Origin of the sequence: Dactylosporangium sp. NPDC051485 (genome assembly GCF_040682015.1) — a bacterium.
In the GTDB taxonomy this organism is placed as follows: Bacteria; Actinomycetota; Actinomycetes; order Mycobacteriales; family Micromonosporaceae; genus Dactylosporangium.
Genome location: NZ_JBFAZW010000020.1, coordinates 17332 through 35387, shown reverse-complemented (window position 1 = coordinate 35387; position 18056 = coordinate 17332). Strand labels below are relative to the sequence as shown.

Sequence of the window (18056 nt, the reverse complement as noted above, 5' to 3'; positions counted from 1 at the left end):
CCCGAAACGGCGCGTCGGATCACGCCAGCGTCAGGGCCAGGGCCAAGGCACCGACGAGCGGGGCGTCGTCGACGAAGGTGGCGGTGGTCAGCTGCGGGGGGAAGGGCACCGAGCGGGTGAGGGCCGCCGCCACCCGCGGGAGGATGTGCGCGGCGGCACCCATCAAGCCGCCACCGATGACGACGCGTTGCGGGTCGAGGGTGATGCAGAGGTTGGCGATCGTCCGGGACAGGGTGTCCAGTGCCTCGTCCAGCAGTTCGCCGACGCCGGGTTCGGCGTGCAGGTCGAACAGTTCGGCGGCGGTCACCTCCCGGCCGAGCAGGGCTGAGCCGCGGCGGGCCAGGGCGCTGCCGGAGACCGCCTCCTCCAGTGGGGCGTGGCCGTCGGCGAAGGCCGGGGCGGAGGCGGAGTCGCGCAGGTAGCCGATCTCGCCCGCGGCGCCGTGGGCGCCGGGCAGGACCCTGCCGCCGGCCACCAGTGCGGCGGCCAAGCCGGTGCCCAGATTGACGTACAGGCCGATGTCGACGCCGCGGAGGGCTCCCCAGCGCAGTTCGGCGGCGGCACCGGCGTTGACGTCGTTGTCGATCGCGACCGGGGTGTCGCCGAACTCGGCACGCAGGAGCCGGGGAAGGGCCATGCCGTCCCATCCGGGCACGTTCGGGGCCAGGCGGATCACGTCGTCGCGGACCACGCCGAAGGTCGACACCCCCACCGCCGCCGGGGAGCTGAGCAGTCCCCGCGCGGCCGTCAGGGTGCGCTCGACGACCTGCAGCGCTCCCCCGGCGCCCTGGGTGCGCAGGCGCATCGTGGTGTGCGGGCGGCCGTCGGGCGCGTCGACGGCCGCCGTTCCCAGCGCGACCTTGGTGCCGCCGAAGTCGATCGCCAGTACGTGCCGCGTCACCTGGGCTGTCCCCGTCGGGCGAGCGAGTCGATCGCCACGGCGATGGCGAGTACCGCGGCGGTGACCATGTACCGCACCGAGGAGTCGACGCTGAGCAGCAGCATGCCGTTGGTGATCGACTGGATCACCAGGATCCCCAGCAGCGCGGCGTAGGCCCGGCCCCGGCCGCCGAACAGCGACGTGCCGCCGATGACCGCCGCGGCGATCGCCATGAGCAGGGTGTCGCTGCCGCCGGAGCTCTGGTTGACCGCGGCGAGCCGGCTGGCCGCGAGGATCCCGCCGAACGCGGCCAGGGTGGACCCGGCAACGAACGCGAGGACACGGATCCGGGTGATGTTGATACCGGCCCGGCGCGCCGCCTCGGCGTTGCCGCCGACCGCGTACATGTGGCGGCCGAAGACGGTGTGCCGCAGCATCAGGTCGAGGCACACGACCAGGGTGCCGAAGATGACGAGCAGCAGCGGCACCCCGCGGTCGGCCGACAGCACCAGTACCACCACCGCGAGGACGCCGGCCAGGCCGGCCAGACGCAGGGTCAGCCAGAGGCCGGAGGTGACCGGCAGGTCGGCGCCGCGCCGTAGCCGCCGGTTGACCAGTGAGCCGGCGCTCCAGCCGGCGACGATGAGCGCGGCCACCAGCCAGCCGGCCCACAAGGGCAGCCAGGTGTCGCTCAGCCCGGCGAGGAGCCCCTCGAACGGCAGGTTGATCGTCCCGCCGCGGCCCAGCAGGTACAGCATCAGGCCCTGCCAGCCGATCAGCCCGGCGAGCGTGACGACGAACGAGGGCATCCGCAGCTTGGTGAACATCCAGCCGTGCAGCAGGCCGACCAGCACGGCGCAGCCGAGCGCCGCCGCGACCGCGACCAGCGGGTTCCAGCCGTGGTGGACGTACAGGATCGTCATGACCACCGCGCACAGGCCGCTGACCGAGCCGGCCGACAGGTCGATCTCGCCCAGCAGGATCACCATGATGATGCCGAGTGAGATGGTGCCGGTGGCCGCCATCTGCAGGGCCAGGTTGGTGAGGTTCTCCGCCGACAGGAAGTGCTCGTTGAGGGACCCGAACACCACCGCGATGAGGATCAGGCCGCCGATGACCGGCCACGCGCCGGCGTCGGTGCGGCCCGCCGCGCGCAGCGGTTCGAGGGGCTTGTGCAGCAGGCCGGTGATGCGCTGGTTCACGGTGGTCATACGGTGCCTCCGGTGATGGCGGCGACGACGGCCTCCGGGGAGGATTGCGCGGTATCGAACTCGCCGGCGTTACGGCCCAGCCGGAGCACCACGATCCGGTCGCTCACCGCTCGGACGTCGGCCAGGTTGTGGGAGATGACGAGCACCGCCAGCCCCCGATCGCGCAGGCGGCGGATCAGATCGAGTACCTGTGCGGTCTGTTCGACGCCGAGCGCGGCGGTCGGCTCGTCGAGGATCACGACCCGCGGCTCGCCGATGAGCGCCCGGGCGATGGCGACGGACTGCCGCTGGCCGCCGGAGAGCATCGCGACGGGCACCCGGATGTCACGGATCCGCACGTCCAGCGAGGACAGCAGGTCCCGTGCCGAGCGCTCCATCCGGATGTGGTTGAGCACCGTCCAGCGACGGCGTTCGGCGCCGAGGAACAGGTTGCCGACGACGTCGAGGTTCTCGCAGAGCGCGAGGTCCTGGTGGACGGTCGACACGCCGAGATGCTGTGCCTCGTGCGGGCTCGCGATCCGGACCGGGCGGCCGTCCTGCTCGATCACCCCGTCGTCCGCGGTGACGACGCCGGACAGGACCTTGACGAGGGTCGACTTGCCGGCGCCGTTGTCGCCCACCAGGGCGACCACCTCGCCGTCCGGCAGGTCCAGGCTCACCCCGTCGAGAGCCTGGACCGCGCCGTAGCGTTTGCTGATGTTCGAGGCGGCGAGCATTACTGGAGTCCCGCCTTGGTGCACGCCGGGACGACCGGGCCGGTGCAGATCTCGGACGCCTTGTAGAAGCCGTCCTTGACGATGGTGTCCTTGATCCGGTCGGCGGTGACGGCGATCGGGTCGAGCAGGAACGCGGGGATGTCCGCGGTGCCGTTGGCGACCTTCGTCGGCGCGGCCGGCTTCTCGCCCTTGGCCAGTGCGACGGCCAGTTCCGCGGATTTCTCCGCCTCCTGACGGATGTCGAGGTAGATGGTCATGTACTGCTCTCCGGTCAGGATCCGTTGTACCGCCGCAAGTTCCGCGTCCTGGCCGGTGATCGGGGGCAGGGTCGGGTAGCCGGCGCGCTTCATCGCCGCGATCGCACCGCCGGCCATGCCGTCGTTGGCGGACAGCACCCCGACGATGGTGTCCCGGCCGAGCGCGGTGATGGCCTGCTCCATCTCCTGCTGGGCCTTGTCCGGGCTCCAGTCGGGCGTGTCGAACTCGCGGCCGATCTGGACCTTGCCGTCGAGGACCTTGTGCGCACCGGTCTTGTAGTCGGCCGAGCTGGGGTCGGTCGAGGCGCCGTTGAGCATGACGATCTTGCCCTTGTCGGTCGTCCCGGCCTTGGTCAGCGCGTCGAGCAGGGCCTGGCCCTGCATCTCGCCGACCCGGACGTTGTTGAAGGAGACGTAGTACTCGTAGGTGATCTCGGAGATCAACCGGTCGTAGGCGATCACCGGTACCTTCTTCTGCTTGGCCTGGTTCACCAGCGACGCGACCGCGCTGGCGTCGACGGCGTCGAGCACCAGCACGTCGGCGCCCTGGGCCAGGGCGGCCTCCACCTGCTGCTGTTGCTTGGCGGCGTCCTGGTCGGCGTTGGCGTACAGCAGCTTGCAGTCGGCGCACAGCGCCCTCACCTTGGCCTCGAACAGCGGCCGGTCGAACGCCTCGTATCGGGTCGTCTTGGACTCCGGCAGGAACAACGCGATCGTCGGCGCGTCCTTGCCGGCCGGCTTGTCCTTGACGCTGCTGCCACACCCGCTGACAACGGTGGCCGCGACGGCCACGACTGCGACGAACCATCTGGCGCTCACGGAGGGACACCTTTCCTCGGAGGGGTTCTGCAAGCAGATTGAGCCACCCGGCCAGACCTTGGCAAGGTCCTTTACAAAATTGATAAAGGACCTTTTCTAACCGATGTGGCACGCTGTTCCTGTGCAGACAACCGGCACCGCAAGCACGACCAGCGTGCTGCGGGTGATGAACGAGCGCGCCGTCTTCGCTGAGACCTTCCGGCTGGGCACGGTGTCGCGCCCCGAGCTGGCCCAGCACACCGGCCTGTCCAAACCCACCGTGGCCGTGGCGCTCACCAACCTCGAACGCGCCGGGCTGCTGCGCCAGGTCGGGATGCGCGCGGGCGCGGCCGGACGCTCCGCGGTGCTGTACGAGGTGCGCCCCGAAGCGGGCTGGGTGTTCGCGGTCGACGTCGGCCGCTCGTACGTCCGCGTCGGCCTCGCCGACCTGGTGGGCACGATCGTTGCGCGCAAGGACGAGTCGTCGCGGGGTACCCGTGCCCGCGACCTCGTCGCGCAGCTCACCCGCCTCGCCGAGGAACTGGTCGCCACCGCCGGAATCACGCGCGAAGACATCACGCTGGCTGTCTTCGGTACCCCCGGCATCCACGACAAGGCGACCGGCGCACTGCATCTGGCGCCGAACCTGCCCGGTTGGGATCGGCGCGGGAGCGTCGAGCGGCTGGCGGGCATCGCCGGCTCGGCGTATGTGGTGGAGAACGACGTCGACCTTGCGGCCGTCGGTGAGGCGACCTACGGGCTCGGCCGCGGCGTCCGGCACTTCGTCTACGTCTCCATCGGCACCGGCACCGGCATGGGCATCATGATCGACGGCAAGCTGTACCGCGGGTTCCGGGGCGCGGCCGGCGAGATCGGCTATCTGCCGGTCGGTGAGGGCGACCCCCTGCTGAACGAGCCCGCCGCGCGACGCCGCGGCATGTTCGAGTCGGTGGCCTCGGCCGACGGCGTGGTCGCGTTGGCGCAGCGGCTGGGCCTGCACGACGCGGCAACCGCGAAGGACGTCTTCGACGCCGCCCGCGCCGGCGACCCGACCGCGCGGCAGGCCGTGTCCAGCGTGGTGGACCATGTCAGCCACGCGCTCGCCGGGATCACCGCGGTGCTCGACCCGGAGCTCGTCGTCCTCGGCGGCGGCGTCGGCAGCCAGCCCGGCGACCTGCTCACCGGCCCGGTCGCCGAGCGGCTGCGCAACCTCGTCGCGCTGCACCCGCCCCGCATCGAGGTCTCCACCCTCGGTAAGGACGCCGTCCTGCTCGGCGCGCTCGCCGTCGGCCTGACCGATGCACGCGACCTGGTCCTCGACCGCACGGCACCCGCCCGCTGACACCGCCGACGCCGACGCGGGCGTGCTCGTCCATGCTCGGGGCGAGGGCCTCGCCGGGCGGCACCCCGATCCGCGGCCGGCGTCTGCCGAACCTCAGTTCTGACCGGAGGACCGCCGATGAGCAGTGTGCAGCACTCTCACACATGATCGGAGCGGAGCCGTCGTGCAGACCGAGACAGCATCCCGGGCAGAGCGGCCCGGCACCAGCATCTGGCACAGCCTGGGCGCTCGCATCGTAGGGCTGGTGACGCTGGCGCTGCTGGCGGCGGTCCTGATCGGGGTGGTCGGCGTGGTGACGGTCGGCGCGGTGAACGCCCGCACTGACCGCATGTACCACAGCAACGTCGTGCCGGCCCAGCAGCTGGACCAGGTCCGGGCGGACATGAAGGACGCCCGGATCGCGCAGCTGAACTACGTCGTGGCGAATACCGCCGAGGGGATGGCGACGCAGCTCGCCGCCTTCAACGAGGCCGTCACCGCGTTTGACGCCGACGTGGCCGCGTACCGCGCCACCACCGCCGACCCGGCCACGCTCGACAAGCTGGTGACGGCGTGGCACGGCTACCTCGAGGTGGCCCGGATCCTGATGCCCTACGGGATCAACAACGACTGGGACTCCTACCACCGCGAGCGGGTCAAGGCCGTGCCGTTCGCCGACGAGGCCGACCGGATGCTTGTCAAGCTGCTCGACACCGAGCGGGCGGACGCCGCACACGGCCTCGCGGCCGCGGACCAGCTCTACCGCCAGCGCCGGGTCTGGATGGTGGCGACGATCGTGGTCGCCATCGGCTTGACGGCGGTGCTGAGCACGCTGCTGATCCGGGGGATCATCCGGCGGCTGCGCCGCGTGGTGACGGCGATGGGTGCGGTCGCCGCGGGCGACCTGACCACCGTCAGCAGCGTCGGCGGCTCGGATGAGATCGCCAAGCTGGGCAACGCGCTGGACGCCACGGTGGCATCGTTGCGCCAGACCGTCGCCGGGGTGACACGCACGGCCGGTGGCGTGGCGGGCGCGGCGCGGGAGTTGCACGGCACGACCCAGCAGCTGGCGCAGATCGCCGAGCGCTCCGCCTCCGACGCGACGACGGTGTCCACCGCGTCGGACGAGGTAGCCCGCTCGATCCAGACCCTGGCCGCCGCGGCGGAGCAGATGAACGCCTCGATCGCGGACATCGCCCGCAGCGCGCACGAGGCGGCCGGGGTCGCCTCCGGCGCGGTGCATACCGCGCAAACCACCCAGGGCACCATGTCGGCGCTGGGCGAGTCGGGACAGCAGATCGGGCAGGTCCTGGCCGTGATCCGCTCCATCGCGGAGCAGACCAACCTGCTGGCGCTCAACGCCACGATCGAGGCGGCCCGGGCCGGCGACGCCGGGAAGGGCTTCGCCGTGGTCGCCGGGGAGGTCAAGGAGCTGGCGCTGGAGACAGCCAACGCGACCACCGACATCTCGGGCCGAGTGGAGACGATCCAGATCGACACCGGCAACGCGCTGTCGGCGATCGGTGCGATCAGCCAGGTGATCGGGAAGATCAACGAGTATCAGATGACGATCGCGTCGGCGGTGGAGGAGCAGACCGCCACGACCGGCCAGATGACCCGCAGCGTGTCCTCCGCGGCGGAGGGGGTCGACGGCATCTCCACCCGGGTGGCGACCGTGGCCGAGTCGGCGGAGGCAACCGCGGGCGCGGTCGTCGACGCGCAGGCCCGGGTCGACCAGCTCAACGGCATGGCCGCCGAACTGCACTCCCTGGTAGCCCAGTTCCGCACCTGAGGTGCCTTCGACCGGCATGCCGGGGCGGGCCACCACCGGGGCTAACGCCGGTGGAGCGCGCGGTGCACGAAGGCGGGCGGGAAGTTCGCCCACACCAGCGGCGTGCGCTCCAGCGTCTGGAACCGCGCCCCGAGCTCGGCGGCGAAGTCCCGCGCCGGCGGGGTCCACGCGGCGTGGACGTACGCGAACGTGGTGAACCCACCGTCCGGGGCGAGCACCGCGCCGATCGCGTCGAGGATCCTCGTGCGCACCGGGCGCGGCAGGACCGTCCATGGCAGGCCGGACACCACCGCGTCGACCGGGCCGTCGACGATGTCGGCGAGCCGTTCGGCGGAATCGTGGATGACCTCGACCGGTCGGAGCCGATACCGCCGGCCCAGCGCCGCGGCCAGCCGCCCGTTGGCCTCCACCGCGACGAACCGCGCGCCGGGCGCCATGCGCCGCAGGATGGCCGCCGTCACCGGGCCCGTCCCCGGGCCGAGCTCGACGACGGTGCGGGCGTGCTGCAGGCGCAGGCCGTCGGTGAGCGCGCGGGCGAGGGCGGGCGAGCTCGCCGCGACAGCGCCGGTCGTGCGCGGGTGCAGGAGGAACTCCTGGAAGATCGACATGTGGGCGACGCTATGGAGGGCCGCCGTAACCGGGCGTCGTGCTGCGGGCTCGCGAAGGTCCTCCCGCAGGAGGAACCGGGCCGTATCCTGGGTCGGATGTACGGGCCGGTGTGGACGCGCGACGCGGTACTCGCCACGGCGCTGACGGGGGTGTCAGTGGCCGCCCTGCCCGACGGGCGGCCCCGCTGGGTCCAGGTGACGCTGCTCGTCGTGCTCGCCTCGGCGCTGCTGTGGCGCCGGCGGCGACCGCTCACCGCGGCCGCGGTGGTGCTCGGCGCGGCCTGGCTGGGGTTGCTCGGCACCGTCTGGCGCGAGCACCTGCCGCTGGGCCATCTCGCCGTCGAGGTCGTGGTGTACACCGTGGTGCAGGAGGGCCGGCGCGCGGCGGCGGCGGTGGTCTCCGCGGTCGGTGCCGGGTTCTTCATCGCCTGGGCCGTGCGCTGGTACCCCGGGACCGACGCGTTCTGGGGCTCCGCCGGGTTCTGCCTGTCCCTCGCCGTGGCCTGGCTGCTCGGCGAGTACCTGCGCGCACGGCAGGCCCGGGCGGCGGCCGAGCGCCGGGCCCTTGCCGCCGCGGCCGCCGCCGGCGAGCGCGCCCGGATCGCCCGCGAGCTGCACGACGTGCTCGCCCACAGCGTCGGCGTCATGGTGGTCAACGCCGAGGGCGCCCGGCTGATGCGCCACGCCGACCCGGCCGTCGTCGACCGGACGCTCGAGCTGATCAGCACCACCGGGCGGGGCGCGCTGGAGGAGCTGCGCCGGCTGCTGGCGGCACTGGACGAGCACGCGTACACGGCGGCCGACCTCGAGGACCTGGTCCGCCGCACCGGCGCCGGGCTGCGCGTCTCAGGGACCGCGGACGGGGTGCCACCGGAGGTGCTTGCCCAGGCGTACCGCATCGTCCAGGAGGCCCTGACCAACGTCACCAAGCACGCCGGAGCGGGTGCCCGGGCCGACGTCGTGCTTGGATTCGGTACTCCAGGACACCGCACGTTGCGCATCGAGGTGCTCGACACCGGGGGAACGGGCGCCGCCGCGGGCCTGCCGTCGTCCGGGCGGGGCCTGGCCGGCATGCGGGAGCGGGCCGGCCTCGTCGGCGGCACGCTGAGCGCCGAGCCGGTCGAGGGCGGCGGATTCCGCGTGGTCGCGACGCTGCCGTACGACTCCACAGCCGGCTCTCAGCCGCGCACAGCGGGCGCACAGGGGCGCGCTGACAGGATCGGCATGTGGCGGCACGGGTACTGATCTGCGATGACCAGGAGCTCATGCGGGTCGGGCTTCGGATGGTGGTGGACAGCCAGCCCGACCTGACCGTGGTGGGCGAGGCCGCCGACGGGGCCGCCGCGGTGAGCCTGGCCGAGCAGACGTTGCCCGACGTGGTGCTGCTCGACGTACGGATGCCGGCCCTCGACGGGGTGACCGCGGCGGCACGGATCGCCGCGGCCCTACCCGGGACCCGGCTGCTCATGATCACCGCGTTCGACCTGGACGAGTACGTCTACGCCGCGTTGCGGGCCGGCGCGCACGGGTTCGTGCTCAAGGACGCGCCCGCCGCGGAGCTGCTGGTCGCGATCCGCGGCGTGCTGCGCGGCAACGCGATGGTGGCGCCGTCGGTGACCCGGCGGCTGCTGGAGCGGTACCTGACCGGGGCCGCCGCGCCCGAGCCCGATCCACGCTCCGATCTGCTGACCGAGCGGGAGCGGGAGGTCCTCGGCCTGGTCGCGCTCGGGCTGAGCAACGCCGAGATCGCCGGCCGGCTGTTCCTCAGCGAGACGACCGTGAAGACGCATATCGGCCGGATCCTCGCCAAGCTGCGGCTGCGGGACCGCATCGGCGCCGTGGTGTTCGCGTACGAGTCGGGCCTGGCCCGCCCGGGAACCCGCCCGGTCGGGTAGGCCCGCGCTGCACCCCCGAGGCCGCCGAGGTCGCCGAGCGACTGCGCGCCGGCGGCTACCACTTGGCCATGCTCGCCACGCCGCACAGCTCAGCTGTCTGGCAGGTCTGTCTTCACTTCAGCGCTTGGCCGGGGGGCGAACGGGTCGGTGTGCGAGGTCGGAATGGCGGCCGACAATGATGTCCCGCCGCCCGCAGGACTCGATATGGTCATGCGCCCACCGAGCGCCACCACTCGGTCGACCAGGCCGGTGAGTCCGGATCCCTTGTCAGGGTTGGCTCCCCCGATTCCGTCGTCGCGGATGGAGAGCTGCAGCATCCCGCCTTGCAGCTGCGCGACGATGTGCACGAGGGACGCGCGTGCGTGCTTTGCCGCGTTCGTCAGCGATTCCGACACGATGTAATAGGCGGCCACTTCGACGCTCGAAGACAATCGCCGGTCGAGACGAATGTCAAGATCTACCGGGACCGCAGAACGGCGGGCGAGCGATCTGAGTGCCAGCTCCAGTCCGCCCGTGGTCAGAATCGTGGGGTGAATGCCCCGCGAGATTTCCCGCAGATTCTCATGTATGCTCTTGATTTCTGTCGCGACTTCCGACACCTGCACTTTGACTTGCTCGAGCGATGTGCAATCCCCGGCCGCGCGCAACTCGAGCCCGACCGAGATGAGCCGTTGCTGGGCTCCATCGTGCAGATCGCGTTCAATGCGCCGGCGTGCCTCGTCGGCGGCAGCGACAATACGGGCGCGGGACGCGATGAGCTCCTCGCGGCTGCCGGCGTTCGCGATGGCGGTGGCGGCAAGGTCCGTGAAGTCCTTGATGCGTTCCTCCGCGTCGGGCGGCAAGGGCCCATCTTGCGTCGACGAGACGACGATAACGCCCCACAGCCGGTCCTCGACGAAGATCGGCAAACCGACCGCCGCACCGATGCCCAGTTCACGTTCGGGAGTGCCGGGGCGGTCCGTGTCGTCCTCGTTGTCGATCCGGGCGGCGCGACCGGTTCGGCGCACCAGGGCTGCGATGTTGCTGCCGGTGGCCGGCCATTTACTGTGGACCAGCGACATCAGTGCGGGCTGACTGGTCGCGACAATCGTGACCGTGGCGCCGGGCTCGTAGCGCAGCAGCATCGTGTTACGCGCGCCCAGCAACTGGCTGACCTCTGTCGTCACCGCGGAGAAGACCTCGGTCGGACTGACGCCCCGCGCGACATACGTCGCCACCCGCCGCAACGCGGCCTGCTGATCGGCAAGCAGCCTCAGCTCGTCGCGCCCTTCGCGGAGGGAGTCGAGGATGGCCGCACGTTCACGCGCCGCGCGCAGCAGCGACTCGATCGACGGGACGACCTTCTCCTGCAGACGCCGGGTCAACACCTCAGGAATGTCGGCGGGGACCTGCAGGGTCCCGAGCAAGGTCGCGCCGTCGCGCAGCGGAAATACCGAATGATCCCCGACGCCGGGCATGGCTTTGAGCTTGATCGCCACATCCGGCAGCTCGAGCGCGTGCGCGATCCGTTGCGCGGTCGCGGGCAGCGCGGCGGCAACATCGTCCGTGTTGAGCAGCAGGCCGGCCATCTCAGCCGTGAGGTCGGATTCCTGAGCCTGCACGGCTCGCAATCGGGACAGGTCCGCCAGCGCGCCGATCACCGCAGCGACTACGGCGAAGACGGCGAGCATGGCCCAGTCCCGGGTATCGGCAACCGCCAACCCTAGAGCGGGAGGGACATAGAAGAAGTCGTATGCCAGGATGCTCGCCAGTGCCGTGGCGAATCCAAGCATCATTCCCCACACCATCGATATGATGACGACACCGAGGAGGTAGATCTGGGCCAATGACTGCGCCCTTGTGATCGTCCTGAGTGGATAGATCAAGAGAGTCTCCGCGGCGACCAGGGCAACAGCCACCGCGATCCCCACGCCAATTGGTGGGGGCGTCGGACGCACCATTCGCAACAGGAACTCCGAACGCATAGTTCAAGGGTACCCAGGTCGGCTCACTCGGCGGCAGGTCACAGCGAGTGCTGTGGCCCGAGATGTTGGCCGGCCTGGCACAGCCGCTGCGCGCCATAGCCGCGCCGGGCTCGGCGACGAACTGGAAGCGGTTCACCGGCGCGTCCCCCCGGCGAAATACCGGACGGCCTTCCGCAGGATGTCGCGTTCCTCCTCCAGTTTCGGCGCCCGGCGCGACTCGCCATGCTCCGCCTCCACCGGCCCGGCAGCCGCCACACCCCCGACCGCGAGGGATTTGAGCTACGCAGCGTCTCCAAGTTTATCCCGGGATCGTCCTCGACCTGCGCAATCGTCGCGCCCGGCCGCGCGCGGTGCTCCATCGCCATCGTGTTCCAGGACGCTTATCCACCCGGACCCATGCCGCGTCCGCCGGCAAGCCGCGGCCAATGGCAGCACGCCGGAGGGCGCGGGGTGTGCGATGCTGTGTCGTCGCCATAGCGGCCCGCTACGGGACGGCGCAGCGCGGTTCGGAGGATGCGTGGCACGGCGAGGGTGGGGACTCCTTGTCGTGATGGCCGCCGCTCTCGTCGTGTATCTCGTGATGCCGGACCAGATCAACGCGACCGAAGTCATGCATGCTGCCACCCCCGGGCTCGTGGGCACGTCAATCTCCGATCTCGCACACGATGACTCCGGGCAGCTCGTCCTATGCTCCGACCAGGTGACGACGCCGCCACGAGACACCGGCCAGAACCTTTCCGCGGCCGCGGATCGGCACATCCTCCGGGCGTCGAGCGCCGCTACCCCAACCTCGGCGGCGACCAGCCGCCCGATTGGCAGCTGGCGGACACGAGAGCTCTCGCCGCCCTCCGGCCCACGCTCACCGCCCTGCAGGTCCTTCGCTGCTGATGCGGCGCCCTGTGCAGTCGCCGGCACGTTGGCCGGCCAACCTGCACACGCTGCGCCCTTGACCACTCGCAGTAGCCGAAAGTTGATCATGCAGCCATCCCGTGCGTACCCCCATGCCCGCTTCGGCGGCATCCTCGGCCGTCCCGACGGTAGATACCACGCGGCCGGACCGGCGGCCCGGTCGTGAATCTCGGCATTATCGGACAGGCGGTGGGCCTCTTCGCCGTCACCAACATCGACGACGTGCTCGTCCTGGCGTTGTTCTTCGCCCAGGGCGCCGGGCGCAAGGGGTCCACGCGCACGATCTGCATGGGCCAGTACCTCGGGTTCGCGGCGATCCTGGCCGTGGCCGGCGCGGCGGCGTTCGGCGCCACGTTCCTGCCCGGGTACGCCATCCCCTACCTCGGTTTGCTGCCGCTCGCGCTCGGCATCAAGGCCGCCGTCCAGGCGTGGCAGCACCGCAACGATCCCGAGGAGGAACGGGCGGCGAAAGCGGGCGGCCCGAAAGTCCTCGAGGTCGCCATGGTCACCTTCGCCAATGGCGGCGACAACATCGGCGTCTACGTACCGGTCTTCGCCACCGCGGGCATTGGTGGCATGACCGTCTACGCGATCGTCTTCCTGGCCCTGGTCGGCGTGTGGATCGCGGCCGGCCGCCACCTCGCCACCCATCCCGTCATCACCAGGACGCTCAGCCGATGGGGACACATCCTGCTGCCCGTCGTCCTGATCGGCATCGGCCTGCTGATCCTGATCAGAGGCGGAGCCTTCGGCCTGTAGCGACAGGGAACCTGACAGGCTTCCGGGCGACGCGAAAGCGGCCGCCCGCGAGGCCGCCCCACCACCCGGCTAAGGCGCGTCGAGCGCCGGCGGCATGGCGTCACGAAAATGTCATGGTCGCGCGCTGCCTCGGCATTTCGTCGCTGCCGGGGCCCGCATGATCGTTTGGGCTGGAGGATCCCGCGGCCGGGTCTTTAGGCTGGCCACGACGGTATGCCGGGGCGTCGACGCGGAGGACATGTGAGCACCCGCCAGGCGGCTGATCTGCCGCAACAGCCGATCACGATGGCCGAGGAGCGGATCGGTGTCAACGGCGCCATCGCGGCCGCCCTGACCCGGTGGATCGGCTCCATGCCCGCCCTCTACATCGCGCTGGTCGTCGTCGGCGGGTGGATGGCCCTGGCGACCTGGGGACCGCTGCACCAGGCCGATCCGTACCCGTTCGCGTTCCTGCTGTTCCTGAACAATGTGATGCAGCTCGTCCTGTGCTCGGTGATCCTGGTCGGCCAGCGGGTTCTCGGCATGGCGGCCGACCGCAGGGCGATCCAGACCTACGAGAACGCCGAGGCGATCTTCGCGCGGGTCGCGGACCTCCAGGCCCACCTCGACCAGCACGACCGGGCACTCAGCCGCGGGGTGAGCCTGCTGCACTCCAGCCCGCACCCCTGGATCGAACGGCACCGCGTGCAACCACCGCCGCAGGCCATCGACCAGGCCGTGGGCGTCAACGGCCGGATCGCCGCCTGGCTCACGCAACGGCTGGGCAGCATGTGGGCCTTCTACGCGGCCGCCGGCACCCAGGTGCTGTGGATCGGGCTGGCCGTGCTGGGCGCGCAACGGGTCGACCCGTACCCGTTCGCCTTCATGTCGTTCCTGTCCACGCTGGCTCAGCTCATCTTCATGATTGTGATCATGGTCGGTCAGGACGTCCTGGACCGGTCCGCCGACCGCCGCTCCGAGCAGACCTTCCTGGACGCCGAGGCCATCTTGCACGAATGCCAGCGGATGAAGGCACGGCTGAGCGCACAGGACCGCATCATCGACAGCCTTGCCAGCTACACCGCCGCCCAGGTCACCGAGCACCTGGCGAAGACCATCCACCACATCCATCTCCAGGCCACGACCGACAGCCACCAGCCCCCGAGCGGCGGCCCCGCGCTCCAGCCGTGGGAGCAGTTGCCGGAGGAAGCGCAGGAGGCAACCCGCGCCCAGGCCCGGCGCATCGGCGAGCGGCTGGCCGCGGTCGGCTGCCTGATGGTCCCGACGTTTGACCCGACTCGCACCTTCGCCTTCAGCGACCACGAGGTGGAACTGCTGGCCCGGCTGGAGCACGAACACGAGATGGCCCAAGCGTCCGTGCCCGGGCCGGGCCCGACGCCCCTGCTGGCGCCCTGGGAGCAACTGTCCGACACTGCGCGGGCCAAGCACGTGGAGGCGGTACGACGCATTCCCGCCATGCTGGCCGCCGTGGGATTCCAGGTGCTGCGCGACGGCAAGGGCGACACCCCCGGGGAAGCGGACTTCACCGCCGACGAGTGGGCAGCCCTGCAGCAGTCGATGATGGCGTCCGGCGTCCTCGTGTCGATCGCCGAGGGCGTCATGGATCCCGAGGAGATCTTCGCCCTGATCAAGGTCCTGCGGGAGGCCAGCATCTCGCATCCCAACCGGTTCATCCGCGAACTGACGGCCGCGTCCACCTTCACCACCGGCTTACCGCCCGGCGCCGGGTACGCCGACTACGAAGGTCCCGCGCTCGAGCTGATCCGCTCGGCGACCACCATCATCGCCGGCAAGGCACCAGCGGCGTTGGCCGACTTCCGGGCGCTGCTCGTCGAGATCGCCTCGGTCGTCGCCGACGCGAACAACGAGGGCGGATTCTTCGGCCTCGGCGCCCGGCCCCGCACGCCTCGGGAGGCGACGGCCATCGAGGCCGTCAGGCGCGCGACAGACCTCGCCGCCGACGGCGTCGGGCTACCCGCCGACGGCCGCGCCGGCCAGCCCATGCCGAGCGGCCATTGACCGATCGCACGGGTACTGCCACGTCAGCCCACGTTCGCCCGGTCGCCAACGCGGCGCAGGCGCGCGTTGTCGATCCTCGCGCACGCGTTGGCGGCGATGGCGGCCAAGCCCGAGCCGGACGCCACGTCGAGCGCCCGCCAGCCAGCCGCCGTAGGCCCGAGGTCCAACCGGCACACGGCGCGGTCGGAACTGTGAACGGCCGAGTGCGTCGGCGGCTGCCAGCGCACCACACCGGCGACTGCAGAAAACCCACCCGGCGCGTCACTCACGTCGGGTTCGCGCCGACGACCTCGGCAGGATGGTGAAAATCAGGACGGCCGGCCGCGGACCGGGCCGCTTGCCTGCGTCGGTGGATGGGGTGACCTTCCCGCCAGCCGCTCGGGTGACGGGCCGACGCGGACGGCCCACAGCGCGCAGGTCACGGGCGAGGAGCGACCGCGGGCGAGCGACTTCAGGCCGGGACAAGCACGTCCCGCCCGCCGTTCGTGCGCTGGCGCGGTGACCGGCCCTCCGCAGTACCGTGGAAGCGGCATTTGCCAGAGGCTGCCAGTCGAGCAGTCGCCGAGAGGGCAGCAGGAACCAGACCAATCACCACTGACGGCGAGAGGAGTCTGCCGTGAGCAAGATTGTGGACAAGGCGAAGGAATTCCTCGGCAAGCACGACGACAAGGTCGACGAGGGGCTCGACAAGGCCGGCGAGCAGGTTGACCGGCGCACGGACCAGAAGCACACCGAGCAGGTGGACAAGGGCGTCCAGGCGGCGAAGGAACACACCGGAGAAGGCGACACGACGAAGTAGGGCATCAGCCATCCGCAGCGTTTCGGATCTCACGCGGCCGGCGAGCGGAGGGGGGTTCCGGCCCGCCGCCGGCGGGCCGTACTACCCGGGCACGTACGCCGCCGGCTGCTACAACCGCCTGCGGGACTCCACCGCGGGCGGGACCGTCGAGAACGGAGCCTGGTACATCTGCCGAACTGGCTGCCGCTGACGTTCCGGGCCGAATATCCGCATCGCGGACGTCTGCCCGGTCGAACCGGGTGAGGAATCGGCCGGTCCGCAGGTGATTGGCGCACCGTGCTCGGGGTAGTCCGCCGCACATGACGCCGCGCGCCCGGGCCGGCGCAACACGATGTGGTGCCGCGACCACCCAGCAGGAGCCTGCAGTGTGGAATCATCAGGAAACGAGCGGGCTCAGCGGTCACCTGGTCGAGGTGGCCGAGCGCTCGCGAATCGCGTTGGAGCACGTCACCGAAGCTCTGTGCGGCTCCGGTCCCGCAGCCTCGGACGCCCTGCCTGCCGCCGAGAAGGCGCTGTATGCACTGCGCCAGGCCGTCGACGACCACGCGTTGGCGATCGAGGAGACCCGGGGCGCGTCGCCCGCCGCCGCTGTGCGGGCGATCGTCGCCGCGGCGCAGGTCAACGCCGATGCGGAGTGCGTCGAAGGACTCGCGAGGCGGCTGGCCGAGATCGCCGGGTCGCGGCCGGCACGGCCCGCGATACCGGCCGATGTGCACGCCGTCGTGTGCCGCATGGGCCGGGTCTGCGTCGACTTGATGGTCACGGCGGTCAGCGCCGGGACGTCGCCGCCGCCCGACCCGGAGGCGCGCATCGAAGCGGCCGATGCCGAGGTACGCCGGCTGCGCCAACGGCTCTACGCCCTGCTGCTGCAGGACCCGGCTCCGGTCGATGCGGACGCCGCGCTGGACGCCTCATTGGCCTGCCGGTACTACGCGCACTGCACTGCACTCGCGGCTTCCATGGCGCGGCACGCGATCCTGGGCGCGCACCCATCAGGGCACGCCCGCCAGTGAGATCTCGTCCAGGATCCGCCGCCACACCGTGTCGTTGAGGACGTCCCGATGGTGTGTCACCACCACCTCGGCCTGGGTGGGATCGGTGCGGTCGATCGACAGCCGACCGCCGCGGACAAGCGTCGTGAGCAGGGCTGCGATGCTCGTCGCGTAGGCCTTCGACGCGCCGGTGGGTGTCTTGGAGGCCAGGTTGTCGTCGCCGACGACCGTGACGCCGGGCTCCACCACCCGTGTGACGCCGGCCTGGGCGAGCTCGACAGCTCGGCCGAACACGCTGGCCGTGGTGTCGAGCACGACGGATCCCGGGCGCATGGTCCGGATGCTTCGCGCGGACACGAGTACAGGCGGCGGCCGCCCCGGAATCTCGGCTGTGACGATGACGATGTCGCTGCCCCGGACGCTCGCCGTGATGTACGCGCACGATCGTGGATGTGCCTCGCAGACGTGGACGCTCGCGCCCAACCGGCAGGCGGTGGCGGCGGCCTGGTGGCCCGCCGGGCCGCGGCCGACGACGAGGACCCTTGCGGGTCGACCGGTGCCGCCACCGGGAGCGGGTTCGGAAAGGCAGCGGCCGAAGGTGTCGGCGGCGGTCAGCACCGCTTGGTAGCCGGCGACCCGCTCCTGCGCGCCCAGGAAGTCCATCGGCCCGGCGCGGCCACGGGTGGGCGGCATCAGGTCGGCGGCGATCATGGTGAGGCCCTGCCCAGCCCAGCGGCGGATCAGATCCGGCACGTACAGCGGTTGCAGGAGGCAGATGAGCGCCTGCCCGGCACGGAATCGGTGTGTTGCGGCGATATTCGGTGGCCGGACACCGATGAGGATGTCGGCCGCGTCGAACACCTCGGCACGAGGCACCAACGTGGCCCCGGCCCGGGTGTAGGCGGTGTCGGGGAACCATGCCTCGCGCCCGGCCCCGGCTTCGACGACGACCGCGAGCCCGAGGTCAAGGATGGAACGGACGGCCGCAGGCACGAGCGCCACGCGCCGTTCGCCCGGCGCGGTCTCGCTGTAGACGCCGACCGTCTGGTGTGCCATCTGGATTTCGCCTCGCCGCGGACACAGCGAACGGTACTCCGTCCGTGGACCCGCGGCGATGCGTCACCGGCGCCGAAGGA

At 71.2% G+C, this 18056-nt stretch carries 15 protein-coding genes; 8 read left to right on the top strand and 7 right to left on the bottom strand.

All coding sequences use genetic code 11. The annotated features are described in order from the left end of the window. Positions 1 to 19 precede the first annotated feature (19 nt). Genes AB0M46_RS14065 through AB0M46_RS14050 form a run of 4 tightly spaced genes read right to left on the bottom strand, consistent with a single transcriptional unit; the run spans position 20 to position 3883 of the window. Positions 20 to 901 (bottom strand): ROK family protein, encoded by an 882-nt coding sequence (locus AB0M46_RS14065; protein WP_363335823.1) that lies wholly within the window; start codon positions 899 to 901, stop codon positions 20 to 22. Then, entirely contained in the window at positions 898 to 2091 is a 1194-nt protein-coding gene (locus tag AB0M46_RS14060) for a sugar ABC transporter permease (RefSeq protein WP_363335821.1), read from the bottom strand. Before AB0M46_RS14060 ends, AB0M46_RS14065 begins: the two co-directional genes overlap by 4 nt. After that, a complete protein-coding gene (locus tag AB0M46_RS14055; RefSeq protein ID WP_363335819.1) occupies positions 2088 to 2807 on the bottom strand; it encodes an ATP-binding cassette domain-containing protein in 720 nt (239 codons plus the stop codon). The genes AB0M46_RS14060 and AB0M46_RS14055 overlap by 4 nt, the downstream gene beginning before the upstream one ends. After that, positions 2807 to 3883, bottom strand: a complete 1077-nt coding sequence (locus AB0M46_RS14050) for a sugar ABC transporter substrate-binding protein (RefSeq protein ID WP_363335817.1) — start codon at positions 3881 to 3883, stop codon at positions 2807 to 2809. The genes AB0M46_RS14055 and AB0M46_RS14050 overlap by 1 nt, the downstream gene beginning before the upstream one ends. Positions 3884 to 4004: 121 nt before the next feature. On the opposite strand from AB0M46_RS14050, the gene AB0M46_RS14045 reads away from it, so the two are divergent. Both AB0M46_RS14045 and AB0M46_RS14040 read left to right on the top strand, forming a co-directional pair. Further along, the gene (locus AB0M46_RS14045; RefSeq protein ID WP_363335815.1) at positions 4005 to 5204 is read left to right on the top strand and encodes an ROK family transcriptional regulator; all 1200 of its coding nucleotides are present in this window, start codon (positions 4005 to 4007) and stop codon (positions 5202 to 5204) included. 163 nt (positions 5205 to 5367) lie between these two features. Continuing rightward, positions 5368 to 6975, top strand: coding sequence for a methyl-accepting chemotaxis protein (locus AB0M46_RS14040; protein ID WP_363335813.1), 1608 nt, complete (start codon positions 5368 to 5370; stop codon positions 6973 to 6975). A 41-nt stretch (positions 6976 to 7016) separates the two neighbouring features. Here AB0M46_RS14040 and AB0M46_RS14035 read toward each other — a convergent pair whose 3' ends face one another. Then, positions 7017 to 7583: a methyltransferase domain-containing protein gene (locus AB0M46_RS14035; RefSeq protein WP_363335811.1), complete on the bottom strand. Its 567-nt coding sequence runs from the start codon at positions 7581 to 7583 to the stop codon at positions 7017 to 7019. A 96-nt stretch (positions 7584 to 7679) separates the two neighbouring features. On the opposite strand from AB0M46_RS14035, the gene AB0M46_RS14030 reads away from it, so the two are divergent. After that, positions 7680 to 8828 (top strand): histidine kinase, encoded by a 1149-nt coding sequence (locus AB0M46_RS14030; protein ID WP_363335809.1) that lies wholly within the window; start codon positions 7680 to 7682, stop codon positions 8826 to 8828. Beyond that, complete coding sequence (locus AB0M46_RS14025) at positions 8810 to 9478, top strand: response regulator transcription factor (protein ID WP_363335807.1); 669 nt, start codon at positions 8810 to 8812, stop codon at positions 9476 to 9478. The genes AB0M46_RS14030 and AB0M46_RS14025 overlap by 19 nt, the downstream gene beginning before the upstream one ends. A gap of 89 nt (positions 9479 to 9567) precedes the next feature. Here AB0M46_RS14025 and AB0M46_RS14020 read toward each other — a convergent pair whose 3' ends face one another. Then, positions 9568 to 11442, bottom strand: coding sequence for a DUF4118 domain-containing protein (locus AB0M46_RS14020; RefSeq protein WP_363335806.1), 1875 nt, complete (start codon positions 11440 to 11442; stop codon positions 9568 to 9570). Between the two features lie 1071 nt (positions 11443 to 12513). On the opposite strand from AB0M46_RS14020, the gene AB0M46_RS14015 reads away from it, so the two are divergent. The 4 genes from AB0M46_RS14015 to AB0M46_RS14000 all read left to right on the top strand — a co-directional run bounded on the left by AB0M46_RS14015 (position 12514) and on the right by AB0M46_RS14000 (position 16941). After that, the gene (locus AB0M46_RS14015) at positions 12514 to 13110 is read left to right on the top strand and encodes a cadmium resistance transporter (protein WP_363335804.1); all 597 of its coding nucleotides are present in this window, start codon (positions 12514 to 12516) and stop codon (positions 13108 to 13110) included. A 240-nt stretch (positions 13111 to 13350) separates the two neighbouring features. After that, positions 13351 to 15129, top strand: coding sequence for a DUF1003 domain-containing protein (locus AB0M46_RS14010; protein WP_363335802.1), 1779 nt, complete (start codon positions 13351 to 13353; stop codon positions 15127 to 15129). A 616-nt stretch (positions 15130 to 15745) separates the two neighbouring features. Next, positions 15746 to 15928, top strand: a complete 183-nt coding sequence (locus tag AB0M46_RS14005) for an antitoxin (protein WP_363335800.1) — start codon at positions 15746 to 15748, stop codon at positions 15926 to 15928. A gap of 365 nt (positions 15929 to 16293) precedes the next feature. Continuing rightward, positions 16294 to 16941, top strand: coding sequence for a hypothetical protein (locus AB0M46_RS14000; protein WP_363335798.1), 648 nt, complete (start codon positions 16294 to 16296; stop codon positions 16939 to 16941). Here the strand turns inward: AB0M46_RS14000 and AB0M46_RS13995 are convergent. Further along, on the bottom strand, positions 16921 to 17976 hold the full coding sequence (locus tag AB0M46_RS13995; protein ID WP_363335796.1) for an NAD(P) transhydrogenase subunit alpha: 1056 nt from the start codon (positions 17974 to 17976) through the stop codon (positions 16921 to 16923). The two genes, AB0M46_RS14000 and AB0M46_RS13995, sit on opposite strands and share 21 nt — an antisense overlap. Positions 17977 to 18056 lie beyond the last annotated feature (80 nt).

Excerpts from the sequence above, each read along its gene's own strand:
- AB0M46_RS14060 (WP_363335821.1), bottom strand. The coding sequence starts at position 2,091 with ATGACCACCGTGAACCAGCGCATCACCGGCCTGCTGCACAAGCCCCTC.
- AB0M46_RS14055 (WP_363335819.1), bottom strand. The coding sequence starts at position 2,807 with ATGCTCGCCGCCTCGAACATCAGCAAACGCTACGGCGCGGTCCAGGCT.
- AB0M46_RS14035 (WP_363335811.1), bottom strand. The coding sequence starts at position 7,583 with ATGTCGATCTTCCAGGAGTTCCTCCTGCACCCGCGCACGACCGGCGCT.
- AB0M46_RS14030 (WP_363335809.1), top strand. The coding sequence starts at position 7,680 with ATGTACGGGCCGGTGTGGACGCGCGACGCGGTACTCGCCACGGCGCTG.
- AB0M46_RS14020 (WP_363335806.1), bottom strand. The coding sequence starts at position 11,442 with ATGCGTTCGGAGTTCCTGTTGCGAATGGTGCGTCCGACGCCCCCACCA.
- AB0M46_RS13995 (WP_363335796.1), bottom strand. The coding sequence starts at position 17,976 with ATGGCACACCAGACGGTCGGCGTCTACAGCGAGACCGCGCCGGGCGAA.